A 19,047-nucleotide genomic window follows, 5' to 3' on the forward strand; every position below is an offset into this window, starting at 1 on the left:
CAGACCAAATTTGAGTGTAATTATCCATTTCTTACTCTATTAATACACGTTTGGAATTGTTGAAGTCGCACCTTCGTAATGTTGCCGCCAATTCTGCTGAAGAAGCGAATAAATCAGTATTACAAGGTAAAGCGACCATTCACCATGTTAGCCATTCGATTAATGCGCTTGCTGAACAGCTACAGTCCTCGGTAGACGTTGCGAATAATCTCGCTGAAAATGGCAATAGCATTAGTATTGTTTTAGATGTCATTTGCGACACATCGGTTTTAAACGGTTATAAATGGAGATAACCGTTTAAAGTAATACACCTTTAGTTGGCTGGAATAAAAGTTTTAGCCAAGTTACTGATCGTATCAATATCGGTTTTCAACTCATCCATTTGTGTCACCACGGTGTCGGTATGTTGCCAGTTCAGCTCTGAACCTTGCTTAATATCGATAACGTGGTTGTTGATCTCATTTGATACCATACTTTGCTCTTCAGCTGCCGTAGCAATCTGCATCGATAGGTGTGACAGTTGCTGCATTTTTTCATGAATGATGGCAATGGCTTGATCTGATTGTTCTGCTTTCTCGACACATTGATCGGCATTGTTTTTATTTTTTTTCATCATAATGAGCCAGTCATTAATTGTTTCTAGCATGGTCGATAAGCTAGAATGAATGTGTTCTGCAGTATCTTGTGTGCGTGATGACAAGGTGCGAACTTCATCTGCCACCACTGCAAAACCACGGCCTTGTTCACCTGCTCGCGCAGCTTCAATCGCAGCGTTCAGCGCCAAAAGGTTGGTTTGGTCAGCAATAGCTTGAATGTCGGTCATCAAACTGCCCACATTTTGCGCTTCGGTATTGAGTTTGTCTGCGGCAGTCGATGCTTGCTCCACTTCATTGGCTAATTGTTTAATGTCAATGGTGGTTGTGTTAATCCCATCTTGGGCCATTTCACACAGTTTAAAAGTGGCGCTAATTTCATCTGATGTTTCGACACTATTACGTACAATTTCATCCGTCGAGGTGAGCATTTGTGACATAGCCGTGCTTACTTCGGTTAACTCTTGTTGTTGATTCACCAAGTTCGTTCTGATTTTCTCTGCACCGAGTGAGACCGTGTTAATCACGTTTTGTACTGGCTTAGTTGAATCTAAAGTACGTTCTAAAATGGCTTTTATTTTCGTTTTTAAAAGTCCCATATTAAAATCAAAGACGCTGGCGGTCCCTTTACCAAAATATACTTGGCGGCTGACACTATCAAACGTGGATTGCATACGTTGCGCTTTTTGTGCCATTGGGATGATGTCTTGCCAGAATACAAGCATTGGTGTCACCGCGGCAAAAAAGGCAATAACGGAGGCTGCGAAACCTAAATAGTTGTAGATAAAGACTTGTGAGACAAGACTGATTAAGGTTAACAGGATAAAGCGTTGAGTACGCGTAAACTCAAATAGTAGCCCTTTACCTTGTAGTTTTTTGTATACATTACTTGCTCGGCTTACCATTTGCGGTGTCGCAGGTGTAGCGACTTCTTGATGACCAACTATTCTGCCATTTTCAAATTGCGGGGTAATGAAGATATCAAACCAAACATCATTATCTTTGTTTGTTGTTTTACAAATAATCCCCTGCCAAGAGAAGCCTTGTGCCAAGGTTTTTCTTATTTCTTCTATCACGGATGAAGGCATGGTTGACGAGTTCAGTTCTCGGCTATTCTTTCCTAATAATACGTCTTGTGCATAACCTAATGCGTCACAATAATGATTGTTAACATAAGTGTATTCACCTTTGTCGTTTACTAATGAAATTAACTGCGCTGCGCTGTCTGTCATCAAATTACCTATAAATGAATAACATGAAAAAAACCAAAATAACATTGAACTTACCTTTAGTCATCTTATAGTTACTTTTTATGTGGTTATTCGTGATGCAAAAACCAAAAAGCCTAGGAGTTAACCTAGGCTTGGGTATTAACCAACTATTTACTATCCGTTATTAGCATCGCCAACAATAATTAGTGTCAGGGTCGGTATACCAAATGAAGTTGGTTGTACCTCCACTTTCTGCCCATGATTGCATTTGTGGGTAAGCAAGTAATATATCGATATATTCATGTGGGTGTGTCCATACAGAAGGAACAAGCAGTACCCAAGGGTGACCTGTCACGGTTTGATAGTAAGTATTTGTGCTGTCATTTGAGACATCATCACCTGTGCCAAGTAATGTGAGATCCGCTAAATCAGATGGCTCTCTATCAATAAGATGAATTTCTTTACCTCGTTCACCAACACGAAATATGAAGGCGTTGTACGGTGCATCTCCAAGTGTTGCGACAGTAACAGGCGTGGTAAATACAGCATTGAACGAGAGTGATATGAAGGGTCTATCATCGCCACTTTGTGTATTATAGAAAGGATATGTACCGGATGGTAATACATCGAACACATTTTCGATAAGTACCATTACTGTTTCGCCAGTATGACCTGCTTCTGGCGTTAGTGGACTGACGCTACCATCGATACTTACTGTCGCGCTTTTTATATTAGACGCATTCGTGCCTGGCAAACTAATCGCGAAAGCATTCGCATAACTGGCCCCTCGAGCAATGGCCAAACCTGTCATCGCTATCTCTTTTATATTACCGGCCGCATTTGTGATTTTATTGAATGTATGGCGAAGTACAAAATCATTAAAGTCATAATCACCTCTGTTTGGCCATTGGTCCTCAAATGCTAATGCGCCTTCCGGGTAGTAGTTATTAAATGCCCGTTCTGGATCGGAAGGATAATCATCATAGGCATCATTGATACCATCGCTATCACAATCGACACCAATGTCTTCCCAAGTCGCGAATTCGGGGTTACTCATCAGGCCGTTTAAGTCAGTTGCAGTGACTTGTACACGCCAGGTTTCGCCTACAACAATTTGACTAGCAATGACAGTATTGCCTTGATGATTTGTTTTACCCGCGACTTCATCATCAACCACGCTACCTTGACCAACGTCCACAAACCATCGATATGAATAGGTCACGCTATCGCCATCTGGATCGGGCTGTGTTGGACCAGTGACATTAATGACCAAGTCATCTGTGGCTTGGGTACAACTGATTGGCGTCATTGCTAGTGTTGGTTGTGATGGTGGGTTATTCGTCGTTTCCATATAAGTAATCGTTAACAAACTGTAATCGAGGATTGTCACCCAACCAGAGGCATTCATATCAATATCGATGAACACATTGATTAAACCGTCATCCGTCATTGAGGATGTTGGGATATCAAACGTTGTCTCTGACCATGTGTTATTTGAGCCTTGTAACAAACCTGGGTTTAAGTCGACGCCATCAATACTGATACCATCATACTCACCGGTTGTACTGTGAAATATTTCTGAATCAATATCATAACCACGTATTAATAAGGTCGCACTTTGAATTTGAACTAAGGGGTTAGTGATAATGTTTGTGAAACTGTGTTGCCAGCCAAAATCCTGTGATGCATTAGTGTAATAATTGAATCCCCCATTTTGTGGGCCGATACCCGGAGGTGTATAATGTGGTGCTGTACTCGACACATCAATTTTTTGCGTGTAGGTGAATGCACCATAACCCTGATCAACAGTATCTTCTGTTGTGGCTAAGGCTAAAGCTGAATTTGTTACTAAAGCACAAGATAGTGCAAGTAGAGCAAGGTAACAGGGTTTATCGAATTTAAATTTATGCATACTTATACCTACTTTTACAATAAATCCGAATCAAAAACAACGTCACAACCTAGAGGTTGTGTTGCTGCGATTTGTTCTTTATATAGTGTATTAATGCAAATTGAATCATGTAGTTGAGTCTTTACTGTAATGCCTTTCCACGAATTTAAAAGAGTAAGCAATACCTCAACGTCACCTTCACTGGTGGTCATGGCTTTTAAGAAGGGACTTGAACTGGTGTTGTTATTCTTATCAATGCTGTAGATCTCGATATAGTGTTTACCTGTGATGTTAATTGGTATGCCGTCAAGTTGGCTAATATTACTAACATGTTTAAAGTTAACCCATTTTGAACTTCGCATCTCCCAATTGAAGCCTGCAGGTATGATTGTGTCTGTAAAAGTAACGGGTGCAGAAGCTACACTACGATTGTTTACACTGGTACCCGAGCTACTATCGCCACAGCCAGCCAGTAACATTGATGTCATAAAAAATACAAGAGGAGTTGTTTTCATTATATACACCTTATTTCATGATTATCGGTTAAAGCAAAACTCAAGGCTTTATCAATAATAAATAAGGATTAGGTTTACCTTGAATTTTATAAAGATACTTGCAAGTGGGATACCACTTATTAATGTGTGTATAAGCAATGGAGTGTGGTTGTATTAAACGTTTTTGGTTTATTGCCTCGCATTTTGCAATGCAAATTAGGACTAAATACTGAGCAGATGGTAAAAAGCCTAGGGGTCACTTCAAGTTCAAAGCGACCCCTAGGCTTGGCGTGTGTTAATAAATTATAAGTTATCAACTAATAAGTTATAAACATTTCCAACAGAAAGTATTGTCAGGGGCGTTATACCAAGTCGGGTTCGTTACACCACCACTTTCTGCCCATACTTGTAGTTGTGGATAAGCAATTAATACATCTACATACTCATATGGGTGGCTCCATGCTGAAGGAATGAGTAGTGCCCAAGGATGACCCGCTGCTGTTTGATAGTAAGTACTCGTTCCAGCATCTGAAGCATCATCGCCTGTGCCAAGTAACGCGAGATTGGCTAAATCAGTTGGCGTTTTATTCATCAGATGAATTTCTTTACCACGTTCACCAACACGATAGATAAATGCGTTATATGGTGCATCGCCAAGTGCTGCGACAGTAACTGGCGTCGTAAATACAGCATTGAACGCGAGTGATATGAACGCTCTGTCATCGCCATTTTGGGTATTGTAGTAAGGGAATCCGCTAGTCGGTAATACATCGAACACATTGCCGATCAGTACCATCACCGCTTCACCTGTATGGCCAGCTTCAGGTGCGAGTACGCTTGCACTACCATCAATGGTCACAGTTGAGCTTTCAATATTAGATCCTTCTGTGCCTGGTAAACTAAGCGCGAATGCATTTGCATAACTCGCACCTCGAGCAACTGCTGAGCCTACCATCTCAATTTCTTTTATATCACCAGCAGCATTGGTGATTTTATTAAATGTATGGCGAAGTACCAGATCATTGAAGTCATAATCACCTTTATCAGGCCATAGATCCTCATACGCTAGCGTGCCTTCAGGGTAATAATTATTAAAGGCGCGTTCTGGATCGGTAGGGTAATCATCATTGTTATCATCGACCCCATCGGCGTCACAATCGACACCAATATCTTCCCATGTAACAACTGATTGATCACTCATTAAACCATTTGAATCGACAGCAGTGACCTGCACACGCCATGTTTCACCTTGGAGTACTTCATTTGCTAGCACTGTATTGCCTTGATGATCCGTTTTACCTGCGACTTCATCATCGACTACGCTGCCTTGACCAATATCTACGAACCAACGATATGAGTAAGTAACTACATCGCCGTCCGGATCTTCCGGTGTAGGACCTGTGACGTTGACAACTAAGTCATCTGTAGGCTGAGTACAGGTACTTGGTGTCATTGATAATGTTGGCTGGAATGGTGGGCTATTACTTGTTTCAATATAAGTAATAGTGAGTAAGCTATAATCAAGCTCTGTCAGCCAACCAGAGGCATTCATATCGATATCGACAAATGTATTGATGAACCCGTCATCTGTAATGGTGGATACAGGCACGTCAAATGTAGTTTCAGACCATGTATCATTAGTACCTTGTAATAAACCTGGATTTAAATCGACACCATCAATACTAATACCGTCATATTCACCACCTGTACCATGATGTGCTTCAGAGTCTACGTCAAAAGCCCTTATCAGCAATGTCGCACTTTGAATTTGCACTAACGGGTTCGAGATAACTTCTGCAAAGCTATGTTGCCAACCAAAATCTTCAGTATGGCCACTGTAAATACTAAAACCACCTGAAGCTGGCGGCGTGTAATGTGGTGCGGTACTACTTATATCAATTTTTTGTGTATAGGTGAACGTACCATCACCATTATTGACTGTGCCTTCTGTCGTTGCGGCGGCAAGGACGGAGTTTGTAAATACCGAACTTGATAATGCCATTAGGCCAAGACAGCAGAGCTTATTTGATTTAAATTTATGCATACCGATATCTACCTTTATAATAAGTCAGAATCAAGAACAACGTCACAGCCAAGCGCTTGTGTTGCTGTTATTTGTTCTTTGTATAATGTATTGATGCAAACGGAATCGTCGAGTTGAGTCTTCACCGTGATGCCTTTCCATGAATTTAAAAGCGTTAGCAATAGTTTTGCTTCCCCTCGTCTGTTGGTCATGGCTTTTAAGAAGGGCGTTGCACTTGGCTTGTTGTTGGCATCAATACTGTAGATTTCGATATAATGTTTACCACTGATACTAAGAGGTGCGCCGTTTCCTTGGCTAATGGTACTGACGTGTTTAAAGTTAATTAATTTCGAATTTCGCATCTCCCAGTTGAAACCTGCTGGTATTATTGTGTCTGAAAAAACTGCTGGTGTAGGGGCGGTACTACTGTCGCTATCCTTTGCTCCCGAGTTACTCGCGTTACCGCCTGGGCTCGAGTCACCACTTCCACAACCGGCAAGTAATATGGATGTCATAAAAAACATAAGAGGAGTTTTCTTCATAGCTTACACCTTAATTTTATTAAGTTTCGTAAATTAAAATCCAAGAATTTATAAGCAACAAACTAGTATTACGGTTACCTCGAATCTTGTAAGGGGTATTGCAAATGAAGTGCCATATTTATATCTGTTAATAAACAGCAAATTATGATTTTTATAGAATTGTTTTTTGGGTGTATTTGCATTTTGCAATGCGATATGTGGCGCATAATATAGTGTTACGCCCACTTGTTGGAGTTGTTTGAACTAGGTTGGTTGTTTTGACAGTTGACATGTTCGGAGGTGAAGCGAGGTGAACGCTTATCTAATGGGTTATATTAGCATCGGAAAATAGGTAACAGTTGTGACCATGCCAGAAGATGCCATGAACGAATATTACCGCGTTATATTTTTTCAATACAATATTGGGAGTACCGAGTAGTTTTATAGCCTGAACTTCTCATCACATGCTTGTTATTTAATTTATCAGAGATATAGCTAATTGATTTTGAAACAGACTAACAGTTTGTATTATGTTTTTCTTAGGGTAGGATAAGGTCCTAAAACAAAAATGATATTTATAACATAAGCTTAACTAAAGGTTAGTAAAATGGATTCAGCTTTATTATTTAGTGCAGTTATCAACGCGATCTCCCAATTCTGGTTTGTGATTCCTTTTGTATTGTTGACGATTTTATTACGCTCTCCGACGATCAAAGGGTTGATTGGAGAGTGGTATGTGAATAGGAAACTAGTAAGCGCACTTGATAATCAGCAATATGAGTTATTTAAAAATGTAACTTTACCTACAGAAGATGGTACAACCCAGATAGATCATATTCTGCTTTCTCCTTTCGGTTTATTTGTTATTGAAACAAAAAATATGCAAGGCTGGATTTTTGGTTCAGAACGACAAGCTAAATGGACTCAGCAGATATACAAGCATAAAACATCGTTTCAAAATCCATTACGACAGAATTACAAACATACCGAAACATTACGGGAGCTACTTGAACTACCGAAAGAGGCGGTACATTCTGTTATAATTTTTACTGCTCGAGCAGAGTTTAAAACTACAATGCCCGCTAATGTCGGATACATTAATCAAGCAATCAAGTTTATTAAAAATCATGATCAGGTATATTTTACTGAGCTGCAACGTATTGAACTTGCGTATAAGCTAGCGGCTAAAAAGTTACAACCTAGTATTAAGACTCATGTTGCACACATAAAACATGTGAAAGAGATCATCAAAGATAAAGAGCAAATGAATAAAATCACCAATGTTGAGTTACCAGAGTCACTTTGTCCTCGTTGTAATAGCGAATTAGTTCCTAGAAAAAATCGTAAAACAAAAGAAAGTTTTATTGGTTGTAGCAGCTACCCTAAATGTCGCTATATGAGCCACTGATTTAGCTTATTCCTCGATAAATCCAATTTCTTTATTAGACGTCGTACACGTGCGGCTTTCATTAGACAATAGGAATAGTAGCCAAGTCGTTGTTTATTTTGAACCGCGTCATTGACCTAACGTCCCGTCATAAGGCAGAATCTAAATTAATAACTAGCGAACAGGAAAACAAGTATGAACGGTACTAACAGAACGAATATCAAAAAGGGCTTAACAGTATCTATTGTGTTAAAGAAAGACCAACGCACTGGTACATTAACTGACGGGGTCGTTAAAGATATTCTCACTAATTCACCTAATCATCCACATGGCATTAAAGTACGTTTAGAAAGTGGTGATGTAGGGCGCGTTAAGATTGTTAAAACTTAATCTAGTTTATTGATTTACCTATATATATTTAGAATACCAATTATGCTAATCTACCTCAGTTCCTACGCATTCGAATCTGAGGTTAAGATTAGCTATGCACGCCAATTTTTATGACAATCATGCTCATCAACTTGCTGAGCAATACCTATCTAAATCCTTTGAAGATGTACATGCCGCTTGGTCTGAATTCTTACCGCCAATTTTAAATAAATCTAACGCACGTATTCTTGACTTAGGTGCTGGGGCAGGGCGTGACAGTAAATACCTTGCAGAGCAGGGACATGTAAACGACATTAGTATTGTGGCCGTCGAACCTGCAAAACTATTGGCAGAGATAGGTCAGCAACAAACACAGGGATTAAGTGTTAAATGGGTGGAAGACTCATTACCTTCATTGGATGTTGTTAGTCGTCAAGAAATCAGTTTTGATCTTATCTTACTCAGTGCTGTATGGATGCATGTCCCTAAAGGCGAGCGTCCTCGTACTATTCGTAAATTAGCAAATCTACTTAAACCCGGTGCTAAATTAGTTATTTCTCTTCGTCATGGCCCTAGTGGTGATGAGCGTAAAATGCACGAGGTCAGTACTGAAGAACTGGAACGATTGGCTAAATCCATCGGATTAAACGTCGTTCTTAAAACAAAATATGACAGCGATAAGCTTGGCCGCGATACCATTTTTTGGCAAACAGTCGTATTGCAGCTTCCTGATGACGGCTCTGGTGCATTTCCTTTTATTCGTCATGTGGCATTGAATGATGGTAAATCCGCGACTCATAAACTGGCGTTAATGCGAGTACTATTACGCATTGCTGATGGTCACCCTGGTGCGGTGATTCGTCGTGAATATTCGCTGCAGGGAATGAGAGTTATATTACCTGTAGGGCTGGTGGCTTTATATTGGTGTCATCAATACAAAATACTGATTGATGACCATGGCTTATATCAGACCCCAAACAAAAAACCTAATATGGGATTCATGACTGATACTGGCTGGCATCAACTCACGAACAGATCTGCCGCAGATTATCGTATCGGTCACCTGTTTGTTGGCAAAGATGCTATCGCGTTGCACCGAACATTATCAGCAGCAGTCAAAAATATTAAAGAGATGCCGTGTAAATACATCACCTTGCCTAACAGTGAAATAACGGTATTTGAAGTCGAGAGCAAAACAGTACAAGCCAAAGACAGCCTGTTTTTAGATATGGCGTCTTTATCTCAATGGGGTGAACTGTCATTACCTGAAACTGTGTGGCAGGCATTCAATCGTTTCTCTTGTTGGATTGAACCCGTACTTGTCAGTGAGTGGATGAAAACTATGAAGGGTTATCAGGGTAACAAAAGCCCTGAACAGCAATTCGCAATCGTTAATTCATTAGATTGGTTAGAGGCTAAGCGTTCAACAGTCGAGAGTCGTGAACGTTTTAAGCTGTTACAGCAGGTACAAAGTCAACAATGTGTGTGGTCTGGTAAGGTTTTAAAACAAAAATTTGCAATAGATCACTGCATGCCATTTTCACGTTGGCCGAATAACGATTTGTGGAATCTATTACCGAGTGATAGTGACGTGAATAGCAAAAAAAGCGATAGTTTACCCACAGCTAGAAAGCTCAAAGACGCTAAACCACGTATTATAGATTGGTGGCAACAAGCTTGGATAGATGATGACATACAATCAACACGATTTTTTGCCGAAGCTAATATTGCTTTGCCGGGGCTAACTATTAACAACACGTCTATTGATGATCTTTTTGAAGCGCTGGAATTACAACGCGGGCGATTAAAAGAAATGCAGCAGTTGAGGGAGTGGGGGTAGTAGTAATTATCGGGTTAAAGTGTGCGATATGCCTTATAGGGTATAAAAACTGTTATAAAAATAGTGGTTGAATATAAAGTGTTTTTCTAATGTGATATTATTCAATGACTTATTATTTACACTGGAACAATAATGGAAACCTTACAACCTGTCAATGACGATGGAAATAGTTTAAAAACATCAACTACAACCTCTGAAAGTAAAGACAAAATAGAACCAGAAATTACATCAGAGCCCCAAAATATTACCAAACCTGAATTTATCCCTAGGGAAATTGAATTCCTTAATTGGCATCGTGGCAAGCTTAGACTATGTGATCCTAAAGGTGTATATAAATTCAGGCATATCAAACCAACGTTATTTCAATCATTTCTTCAGCTCATAACGATGCTGATATCATCAGCCAGTTTGTTCTACTGTTACTATTTAACTTACACGGAACCGAAATTTTTAATTGCCGGTGTGGGTGAGGTGTCAAGTCTGACCTGGGTTGATGTCCTTGCGTTTATCGCTATTGCCGTGATCATTGTCACCGCATTGAAAAATCTTGGTATACAGTTAAAACAACATTACTTGAAATCGTATTTACTGGCGATGTTTTCTAACTCTTTAAATCGAGTTATATTGAATAATGTACGTATTTTTATTTTTATTCTTATAGGGGTGGGTATTGTTGTGGGCATTCAAGATCCAACATATGAAACGATAGATTTAGAGTTTCTTAATGAAGGCGTTATTGCTGATATTTTTTCCGCATTATATTCATTACTTACAGTCATTATAACTTTCCGTGCATTTCGGTTTTGTCGCAAGGAACTAGCAGAATGAGACTGCTATTTATCATATTATCCTTAGTATTGTCGCTGAACTGTATGGCTAGTGCATCAGTGCCCTCAAAATGTAAGGATATTGCCAGTCAAGTAAATCGTATTGATCTAATTATGTTTGATAAAGCGGAACTTATGGAACTAGGTACATGCGTTGGTGTTGAGTTAGCAAAACATAACAAGCTTGAAAATTTGTCAGAAGCCTGTGATGAGGTGGTTGAAGATAGAATAAATCCTTTGGGTATGCTTAGTTTAAGCAAAAAAGAGGCTGTTCAAATGGGGCAAGAGCTGTTAATACATTGAGAGAGAGTGGGGAAATACTCTCTTCTCGCGAAGCTATTCGTGACGTATTGTGTAAGGTATCACGATGATAACGCCAACAAATTCATCAACCGAAACTCGTTCAATTAATGAGTGTGCCAAACATTTTCTAAAGCTTGTGAACAAACCATTGCCGACAAAACTACACAGTGCTTTAAATACTGTTTTTACCAAGCCAAGGGATGATGACAAACCTGAAATAAAGGCTTTCAGAAAGCGAGTTATTGTTACGGTAAAAGGCTATGGTAATGATCATTATCAAATTATGAGCGGGAAGGCTAATGCGATCTATAATGCTCTGTGTTTGATCGCGATTGTCGGTGTAGGGCCAACGAAAAAAATTTTTCAGTATGCAGTACAAACACCGAAGAAAACCAATGTGTTGACCCGGCTTGAACAGAATCCGGAGCAAGCGTTGATCTTTTTTTGTCTTGGAGTTCAATCATCCAATCTTGCCAGTATAGAAGCACTGTTATTGTCTGATAATTTTGATCTGTTTAGTCAAAAATTACCGTCTCCTTTTAGCGTAGATGATAATGATCAGTATAACTTAACGCCGATGCTCGCTTTTTTTGATAAAAAGATTCCCTGGCCGGATTATGTTGCTGATTACCAATGTGCAGCGGCAAGCTATGAAAAGAAAGCATTTGATCTCGCCAAGTTGCAACTTGCGGCTCTGAAAGAGAAGGCTGTAATCCCCTTACCCGTCGTTACGGCGTTAAGTCGTAGGATTGCTGCTAATGAAAAAGAGGCTGATGAGGCGTTTACCTATATACAGTCATTATTAAACTCTTCATTATAAAATAATGCTTTATTGTTCCCGGAACAATATCATGATAACTCCTGTTAACTAAACAGGAGTTATTTATGAAAACATTTACCCCGTTAAATGAATTAGTCATCAACTACCATATCACTGAGGCCTGCAATTACGCTTGCAAGTTCTGTTATGCAAAATGGAATAAGCCTAATGAGTTACACAGTCAAAACGATCAGGCTGAGCAATTATTACAGCAGCTAGCTGATTTTTTTATCAAAAATAGGGATAACCTAGTCCAGCAACAAATGCCTTACCGTAACGTTCGGCTTAATTTAGCTGGTGGCGAACCGCTTATCTTAAAGCAGCGCTTTGCTGAAATAGCTAATAAAGCGGTTGAGTTGGGTTTTAATTTGTCCTTGATCACCAACGGGCACTACCTCACCAATGAATTTATCGATAACTATGCCAGCTTGTTTTCGATGATTGGGATCAGTTTCGACAGTCAGTTCAGTTTGGGCCGTATTCAAATAGACCGTGTTGATCGTAAAGGATATTCGCTGACCAACGGAGAGCTGCTCAGTAAAGTTGCGCGATTACGTGCCGTTAATCCTGCGATTAAAATTAAAATTAATACAGTCGTTAATTCGGTAAATCAAGATGAAAATTTTAACCAACTTATTACCCAAATAGCACCATATAAATGGAAAGTATTGAGAGTACTTCCAGTACTTAATTATAATTTAACCATAAGCAAAGCCCAGTTTGGTGCTTTCGTTACACGCCACAGCAAACTACAACAACTAATGTCAGTAGAAGATAACCAGAGCATGATTAATTCATATTTAATGCTCGATCCTAAGGGGCGTTTTTACAAAAATAAAATGGTAGATGGTGATTATCAATACAGCGATTGTCTTCTTGAAGGCGGCGTCAAAGCTGCACTCATACAAGTGAACACAAATTGGCAGCGTTTTGCACAGCGTTATCAAACAGAGAGCAAATCATTTTTTCGAAAAGCTAACAAAATAAAGTTATTACCTGATTTTCTACAGATAAAAAGTGCGGGAGTTGCAACAAAGTTAGCTGAAGGTATTCATCCCCTAGCGCTAGGAGCAAAAAAAATCCGTTGCTTGCCGAATATGTATCGTATCCGCATGAGTCATAGCTACCGCATGCTTATTGGCTTGGAAGGTAACCACTGGACGTCATTGGGTCTTTATTCCCGTCAAAGCTTTACCACCTTACTAAATCGTCGAAGGCGCTAGTCATAAGGCTGCGTATTTTTAATTTAACAAACAATAAGGAAATACAAAATGACTAAAAAAATCAAACCTCAAGACAATGCTGCGAATCAACCAAATGCAAACAAGGGCTCTTCTGGTACGAACCGCCAATACGATCAAGCCCAAGGTAACCGTGGTAAGCAAATACAGCAAAAAAATAAAAAGTAGTGTTAATTAACAATAAATAGGAAAAGTGCTCATAGCAAATATGAGCACTTAATTTATTACGATGGAATTCAAGACATGGAAAAAATTAAATACGCTTTATTAGTGACCTTTGATTTCACTCAAAGAGGAAAAAGCGGAACCGGATTTGCGGCCGGCAGCTTATTATCAGCCTGCTGTAGTCACGAGCAGTATGGGAAACAGTTTACTATTGAGCATTTAGCCATACCTATGTCGACTGTTGCTAAAGAACGATTATCAGTAGCAAAGATTGTCGATGAGATCCGTCAATCTATACCTCTTGCTAACTTAGATAGTCTGGCATTGGCTTGTTATGTTTGGAGTTCATCACTTATTGAACCCATTATTAAATTATGCCGAGAGTATGGGTTTAAAGGAAAAGTGATACTTGGTGGTTACCAAATTAACAGTAAAAGTTGTCGAGAGCTTTATCCTAACGGTGACTTCTATATTCCCGGATACGCTGAAGCATCATTACCGGAAGCTATCCTTGACGAATATTCGATTTCGAGTCGAATTGTCGATGTCCCTGTTAACTTTGAAAAATTGGCATCCCCTTATTTAGATGGCAGCTTAATGCTAGATCAAGGACAAGATATGATCCATTGGGAAACACGTCGAGGTTGTGTCTTCAAATGTAACTTCTGTGCTCACCGAGACCTTAAAAATAAAAAGGTACATCTACTTGGTATGGATAAAATAAAGCAAGAGCTAGACCTGTTTAAACGAAAAGACATTAAGAAAATTAATGTACTTGATCCGATTTTCAATAATGAAACAAATCATAAAGAGATCCTTAAATACGCGATTGAAATCGACCTAACTGCGTTGTTGTCATTACAGGTGCGTTTCGAGCGGATCAATGAAGAATTTCTCGAACTTTGTTCACAGCTGAATGTTCATCTGGAGTTTGGCTTACAGACTGCTGTGAAAAGTGAATCCCAAATTATTGAAAGGGCAAATAACATGAATAAAGTAGATAAGAGCATTGCCTTAATACAGCAATGGCAGCAGCCTTTTGAAGTCAGCCTGATTTACGGATTACCGGGTCAGACGGTCGACAGCTTTCAATACAGCATTGAATATTTACAGCAAAGAGGTGTAACGATTATTAAAGCTTTTCCGTTGATGTTACTCGAAGGCACTCAGTTATTTGAAGATAAGAACAAGTTTAATATAACCGAAGATCTTATTGATGATAGTGGTATTCCACATGTAGTAGCTTGCGATAGTTTCACCCGTGGTGAATGGAAACTGATGCATCAATATGCCCAAGATTTATCTATATCAGAGGACGCTGCATAATGTTTATTGTAATAGAAGGCCTAGATGGCGTGGGTAAATCAACGATCACGAAAGCATTAGCTACAGCGATTGATGCCGTGGTGTTAACAACACCTGGAGATAAGTTTAAAGGCATACGTGACCAGTTAGAGGTTATTTATCAGGACAACCATCAAGCAAGACAACTATTTTATATGTCGACTGTAGTTAGCATATCTGAGCAAGTACTTGATCTCATTAGTAAAGGAAAGAATGTTATTGTTGACCGTTATTGGCTATCAACGCAGGTTTACCATCATTGGAAAAGTGATAATAGTCATTTCGAACTATTGGATGTAGAAAAAACTTTATTGGCACCTGATATTACGTTATATCTTGAATTACCCCTAGATCAACGGAAGAAACGTTTAGCTGGCCGTACAGTAAATACTGTGGAAGATAACCTTACTCTGACTGAAACCGTAGATACTGAACTAAACAATCTATATGCACAGTATAGCAATGCAAGTATTACTGGACGTTGGCTTCGTGTTGATGCTAACGCGACAATTGCTGACATAGTCAAAACAATATGCAATAAACTGCAAGAATTTGAACAAGGATAGTCAAAATGAAAACAGAATTAACGTTTGCGGTACTCGTGGATGCTGAAAATGCCTCACATAATGATTATATGGCGATGTTAGAGGAAGTTGAAAATTACGGCACTGTCGCGATTAAGTGGGTGTACGCAGATTGGACCGATCCACATCAAAAAGCATGGAAAAACATTTTACACGAAACGGCATCAAGTCCTAAACAGCAGTTCCACTATGGTAAGGATGCTGCGGATCATGCACTGATGATGGATGCAATTGAAGTCACTAATAATAACTCGCGTGTTAATGCAGTTTGTATCGTGTCTAGTGATGGCGGATTTTATAGTGTCGCACAGCGAATTAGAGAATACGGCATACATGTCATGGCTATAGGTAAGAAAAATACTCCAGAACGCTTTAGAAGAGCATGTCACAACTTTGTATTCATTGATAATTTATTTGAAGTCACTCAAAATAATCATGATGATTTAGATACGTTATTGTTGAATGCTTATGATCGTTGTGTAGAACGAAATGATCCTGTTTATCTGGGTGATATGGGCAGTATGATTAAGCAAATTGATTCTTCTTTTGATCCGCGAACTGAGGGTTTTCAGAGTTTAAAGAAACTGATTAAAAGTAGAGACTCGCTCTTTGATATTGTGCAAGAAACCAGTGATCGCTGTTTTATTTCATTAAAATCTAAAAATACCACAGATAAGACAAATGCATTGAGCGGAAAAGTGCGTAAATGGGAACCAAAGAAAAGATTTGGTTTTATTAAATCGAAGGGTGGGGATTATTATTTCAATGCCCGTGAATTACAAAGCAGTGAACGAATGATAAGAGAAGGAATTACGGTCACTTTTAATGTTGCAAACGTTTCTGATGCTAAAGCTAAAAAAGACAGCGAAAGTCCATCTGCGTTCAATGTTGTTATTGCTTAGGGGCATTTTTACTGGGTATCGCTCAATTTAACTCTGTATTCGATATATGATTATGGAACTTATATCAGCATTCAGTAATATCATATATAGATTATAGATTATAGATTATAGATTATAGATTATAGATTATCAGCGTCATTCAATCTTTTTGTGGCAACACTCACTAAGCGGACAATGCTGACATTGAGGAATCTTGGTGCAGTAGCGTTTGGCGTGTTCAACCAGCAAAGCATGGTATTGCTGATAGGTGGTGATGTTTCGTGGAATGTTATGCTCTAGCATTAATCTGAGTTTATCATAACCTGTTGGCAGTTCGAGCCCTACGCGATGTAGGATGCGGTGAGTAGCTCATTACGCAAGGTTGTCCCTTCGATGTTGGGTGTTGTTGTTTTAAGCATAGCGTTTGAGGTCGTTTTGTTGAAATTAGGAATGCTGCATACATCGAAGATATGTGGATAAAGATATAAATTCTCCTATAATCTTGTTAACTTGGTGATTGATATGGATATTGTCGTGGTACATGCAGACAAATCGCTTAGTTTAACCATTCATTAATGCGTTTATAATTCTGATTAGGATATTTTTAGTGACTAGTTTATTTGAAAACACACTTAATATAGCGAAAGACATAGAACCAAATGACGTATTAGTGAGCCAAGTACTCGATCAAATAAAAGGGCTTTTACCTGCACATGGTTATACCGAGTTTATTGTCAGAGAGTCATCTTCAATAACATTAGCAACAGTGCGAGAAGGCGAGTCCCCTTGTATTCTTGTTATTAATGGGTATCTCTCGAAAGAGGGTAGAGACATGTCAGACTGGCTAAGTGTTGTTGATGAACTGTATCCTAAAAACAAGATTATTCATGTGCGCTGGAACGCGGGTAATGTTACCGACATCGCGCTTGATGACAGTAACATTACTGGTGATGTGAAAGATACAGATGCAGATAAATGGTTGGCGGCCGCAACGCTTGCAAGAGATATGAGTCCAGCAGATTTTGCAGCTTTGGTTGGTGAGATTGTCACAGATAAATTCGTCGGGCACTGGAAAAAATCGTTTAACGAAACATTGCATGCAGGGCATGATTTAGCGAAAGCAATACAAGATGACGAGCAATTACAGGATGCGATCTTAATGGGTTATTCATTAGGTGCGGTCGTTGTTTGTCAGGCATTGAACAACCTTGATGCGAATAAAGTCACCGCTTGCTATCTTTTGGCGGGGGCTGTGTCTGCTGAAGCGGAACAATGGACACCTATCTTAGAAAAACACACGGATCTGCGTCTGATCAACTGTTACAGCGATAATGATGATGTATTAAAGAGTGCATACGGCGCAGGGACGATACTTGATCATAAACCTGCAGGGCTGACTGAAATAGAAAACAGTAATACGAAGCAAGTGGTGAATTTAAATGTAACAGAATATTCACCAGGGCATATGAACTTTAAAAACGAAAAAGTCGGTAAAGCATTGGCGAGCATTTTTAAGCCTTAAACCCTAATATGTGAATGATTTTACGCTCTATGGCTTATATAGAGTGTGAGATGAAAAGAGGGAAGGAACTGTCCCAATGGGATGCGGGCTGTTAGTGATGACAAGCACATGAAGCATGTGCTTGTTTCTTCATTATCACCGATTGGTTCAAATTATGCGGTGTGTACGTTTTCCATAAAGCTTAACAATTTTGCTGTAACGACAGCTGGTTGTTCAAGGTTAGAAATATGTCCAGCATCTTTAACCACAAGCAGTTCACTACCCGAGATCACATCTTGCATTAGGTAAGATTCTAATGGCGGGCGAGCTGTATCTTGCTCACCAACAATAATCAATGTTGGTAATGCGAATTTTTCGATATCTTCAAATGCATCACGACGTGTAATAAACATGCGACCCATTTTTGTGATTTGTTTAGCGCGTTCACCTTCCAAGCTAACAAGGTAGTCACGTAATCTTGCTACTAACTCTGGGTTTACTTCTGCTGCATTTTGCGCAAAGAACATTGGCGTAATGATATCTACCAATGGTGCTGGAACCTGTTGTGCGTCATCAATTGCACTAAGCATGCCCAAGTATTTTGTACGCATAACTTCAGACTCAACCCCTACGAAGCTATCCATTAATACTAATGATTTAACACGTTTTGGAGCAATAATCGTTAATTCAGCGCCCCACATACCGCCAATAGACAGACCGATAATCGAAAAATCATTAATAGCTAAGTGATCCATCAACGCTAGAATATCGCGTGCGTAATCTTGTAGGCGGATTGTTTTTTCTGGTGCGTCGTCCGATTTACCATGACCCCATAGGTCAGGAACAATACAGCGATAATGTTGGCTTAGAGCATCAAGCTGCGGCGTCCACATTTCACTATCCCATAAATAACTGTGACCCAAAATAAGCACAGGGCCCTGACCCTTGTCGATATAGTGCATTGTTTTATCGTCAATCGTAAACGTATTCATTTTGTTTCCCTTTAAATATGTCTTTTTGTTTTATATCTAAACTATTTTAAGGTACTCGTT

20 protein-coding genes are annotated in these 19,047 nt (G+C 39.3%); 13 read left to right on the top strand and 7 right to left on the bottom strand.

Features of this window, described 5'->3' with window-relative positions; genetic code table 11:
- Window positions 1-59: 59 nt before the first annotated feature.
- A complete protein-coding gene (locus tag BT797_RS05625) occupies window positions 60-293 on the top strand; it encodes a hypothetical protein (protein ID WP_045109833.1) in 234 nt (77 codons plus the stop codon).
- A 20-nt stretch (window positions 294-313) separates the two neighbouring features.
- On the opposite strand, the gene BT797_RS05630 is transcribed toward BT797_RS05625, so the two are convergent.
- The 6 genes from BT797_RS05630 to BT797_RS05655 all read right to left on the bottom strand — a co-directional run bounded on the left by BT797_RS05630 (window position 314) and on the right by BT797_RS05655 (window position 7,178).
- Window positions 314-1,825, bottom strand: coding sequence for a methyl-accepting chemotaxis protein (locus BT797_RS05630; protein WP_075471319.1), 1,512 nt, complete (start codon window positions 1,823-1,825; stop codon window positions 314-316).
- 163 nt (window positions 1,826-1,988) lie between these two features.
- Entirely contained in the window at window positions 1,989-3,716 is a 1,728-nt protein-coding gene (locus BT797_RS05635) for an LruC domain-containing protein (protein ID WP_045109834.1), read from the bottom strand.
- A 14-nt stretch (window positions 3,717-3,730) separates the two neighbouring features.
- Entirely contained in the window at window positions 3,731-4,210 is a 480-nt protein-coding gene (locus BT797_RS05640) for a hypothetical protein (protein ID WP_045109835.1), read from the bottom strand.
- Window positions 4,211-4,514: 304 nt separating this feature from the next.
- Window positions 4,515-6,233 (bottom strand): LruC domain-containing protein, encoded by a 1,719-nt coding sequence (locus BT797_RS05645; protein WP_045109836.1) that lies wholly within the window; start codon window positions 6,231-6,233, stop codon window positions 4,515-4,517.
- 14 nt (window positions 6,234-6,247) lie between these two features.
- Entirely contained in the window at window positions 6,248-6,754 is a 507-nt protein-coding gene (locus BT797_RS05650; protein WP_075471299.1) for a hypothetical protein, read from the bottom strand.
- Between the two features lie 301 nt (window positions 6,755-7,055).
- A complete protein-coding gene (locus tag BT797_RS05655) occupies window positions 7,056-7,178 on the bottom strand; it encodes a hypothetical protein (RefSeq protein WP_082276015.1) in 123 nt (40 codons plus the stop codon).
- Window positions 7,179-7,340: 162 nt separating this feature from the next.
- On the opposite strand from BT797_RS05655, the gene BT797_RS05660 reads away from it, so the two are divergent.
- The 12 genes from BT797_RS05660 (at window position 7,341) to BT797_RS05715 (ending at window position 18,016) form a co-directional block, all read left to right on the top strand.
- Window positions 7,341-8,141 (top strand): NERD domain-containing protein, encoded by an 801-nt coding sequence (locus tag BT797_RS05660; RefSeq protein ID WP_075471300.1) that lies wholly within the window; start codon window positions 7,341-7,343, stop codon window positions 8,139-8,141.
- Window positions 8,142-8,315: 174 nt separating this feature from the next.
- Window positions 8,316-8,510 (top strand): YwbE family protein, encoded by a 195-nt coding sequence (locus BT797_RS05665; RefSeq protein ID WP_045109839.1) that lies wholly within the window; start codon window positions 8,316-8,318, stop codon window positions 8,508-8,510.
- Between the two features lie 94 nt (window positions 8,511-8,604).
- On the top strand, window positions 8,605-10,329 hold the full coding sequence (locus BT797_RS05670; RefSeq protein WP_045109840.1) for a class I SAM-dependent methyltransferase: 1,725 nt from the start codon (window positions 8,605-8,607) through the stop codon (window positions 10,327-10,329).
- Between the two features lie 132 nt (window positions 10,330-10,461).
- Window positions 10,462-11,157 (top strand): hypothetical protein, encoded by a 696-nt coding sequence (locus BT797_RS05675; RefSeq protein ID WP_075471301.1) that lies wholly within the window; start codon window positions 10,462-10,464, stop codon window positions 11,155-11,157.
- Window positions 11,154-11,459: a hypothetical protein gene (locus tag BT797_RS05680; protein ID WP_075471302.1), complete on the top strand. Its 306-nt coding sequence runs from the start codon at window positions 11,154-11,156 to the stop codon at window positions 11,457-11,459. Before BT797_RS05675 ends, BT797_RS05680 begins: the two co-directional genes overlap by 4 nt.
- A 64-nt stretch (window positions 11,460-11,523) precedes the next feature.
- Complete coding sequence (locus tag BT797_RS05685) at window positions 11,524-12,279, top strand: hypothetical protein (protein WP_045109842.1); 756 nt, start codon at window positions 11,524-11,526, stop codon at window positions 12,277-12,279.
- A 65-nt stretch (window positions 12,280-12,344) separates the two neighbouring features.
- A complete protein-coding gene (locus BT797_RS05690; protein ID WP_075471303.1) occupies window positions 12,345-13,502 on the top strand; it encodes a viperin family antiviral radical SAM protein in 1,158 nt (385 codons plus the stop codon).
- 48 nt (window positions 13,503-13,550) lie between these two features.
- Complete coding sequence (locus BT797_RS23800; RefSeq protein WP_170860723.1) at window positions 13,551-13,688, top strand: hypothetical protein; 138 nt, start codon at window positions 13,551-13,553, stop codon at window positions 13,686-13,688.
- Between the two features lie 75 nt (window positions 13,689-13,763).
- The gene (locus BT797_RS05695; RefSeq protein ID WP_075471304.1) at window positions 13,764-15,011 is read left to right on the top strand and encodes a B12-binding domain-containing radical SAM protein; all 1,248 of its coding nucleotides are present in this window, start codon (window positions 13,764-13,766) and stop codon (window positions 15,009-15,011) included.
- A complete protein-coding gene (locus tag BT797_RS05700; protein ID WP_075471305.1) occupies window positions 15,011-15,595 on the top strand; it encodes a dTMP kinase in 585 nt (194 codons plus the stop codon). Before BT797_RS05695 ends, BT797_RS05700 begins: the two co-directional genes overlap by 1 nt.
- A gap of 5 nt (window positions 15,596-15,600) precedes the next feature.
- Window positions 15,601-16,515 (top strand): NYN domain-containing protein, encoded by a 915-nt coding sequence (locus tag BT797_RS05705; RefSeq protein ID WP_075471306.1) that lies wholly within the window; start codon window positions 15,601-15,603, stop codon window positions 16,513-16,515.
- Window positions 16,516-17,101: 586 nt separating this feature from the next.
- Window positions 17,102-18,016: a DUF726 domain-containing protein gene (locus BT797_RS05715; protein WP_075471307.1), complete on the top strand. Its 915-nt coding sequence runs from the start codon at window positions 17,102-17,104 to the stop codon at window positions 18,014-18,016.
- A 152-nt stretch (window positions 18,017-18,168) separates the two neighbouring features.
- Here BT797_RS05715 and BT797_RS05720 read toward each other — a convergent pair whose 3' ends face one another.
- On the bottom strand, window positions 18,169-18,987 hold the full coding sequence (locus tag BT797_RS05720; protein ID WP_075471308.1) for an alpha/beta fold hydrolase: 819 nt from the start codon (window positions 18,985-18,987) through the stop codon (window positions 18,169-18,171).
- Window positions 18,988-19,047: the final 60 nt, after the last annotated feature.

The sequence above is a fragment of the Moritella viscosa genome, assembly GCF_900120065.1.
Lineage (GTDB): Bacteria > Pseudomonadota > Gammaproteobacteria > Enterobacterales > Moritellaceae > Moritella > Moritella viscosa.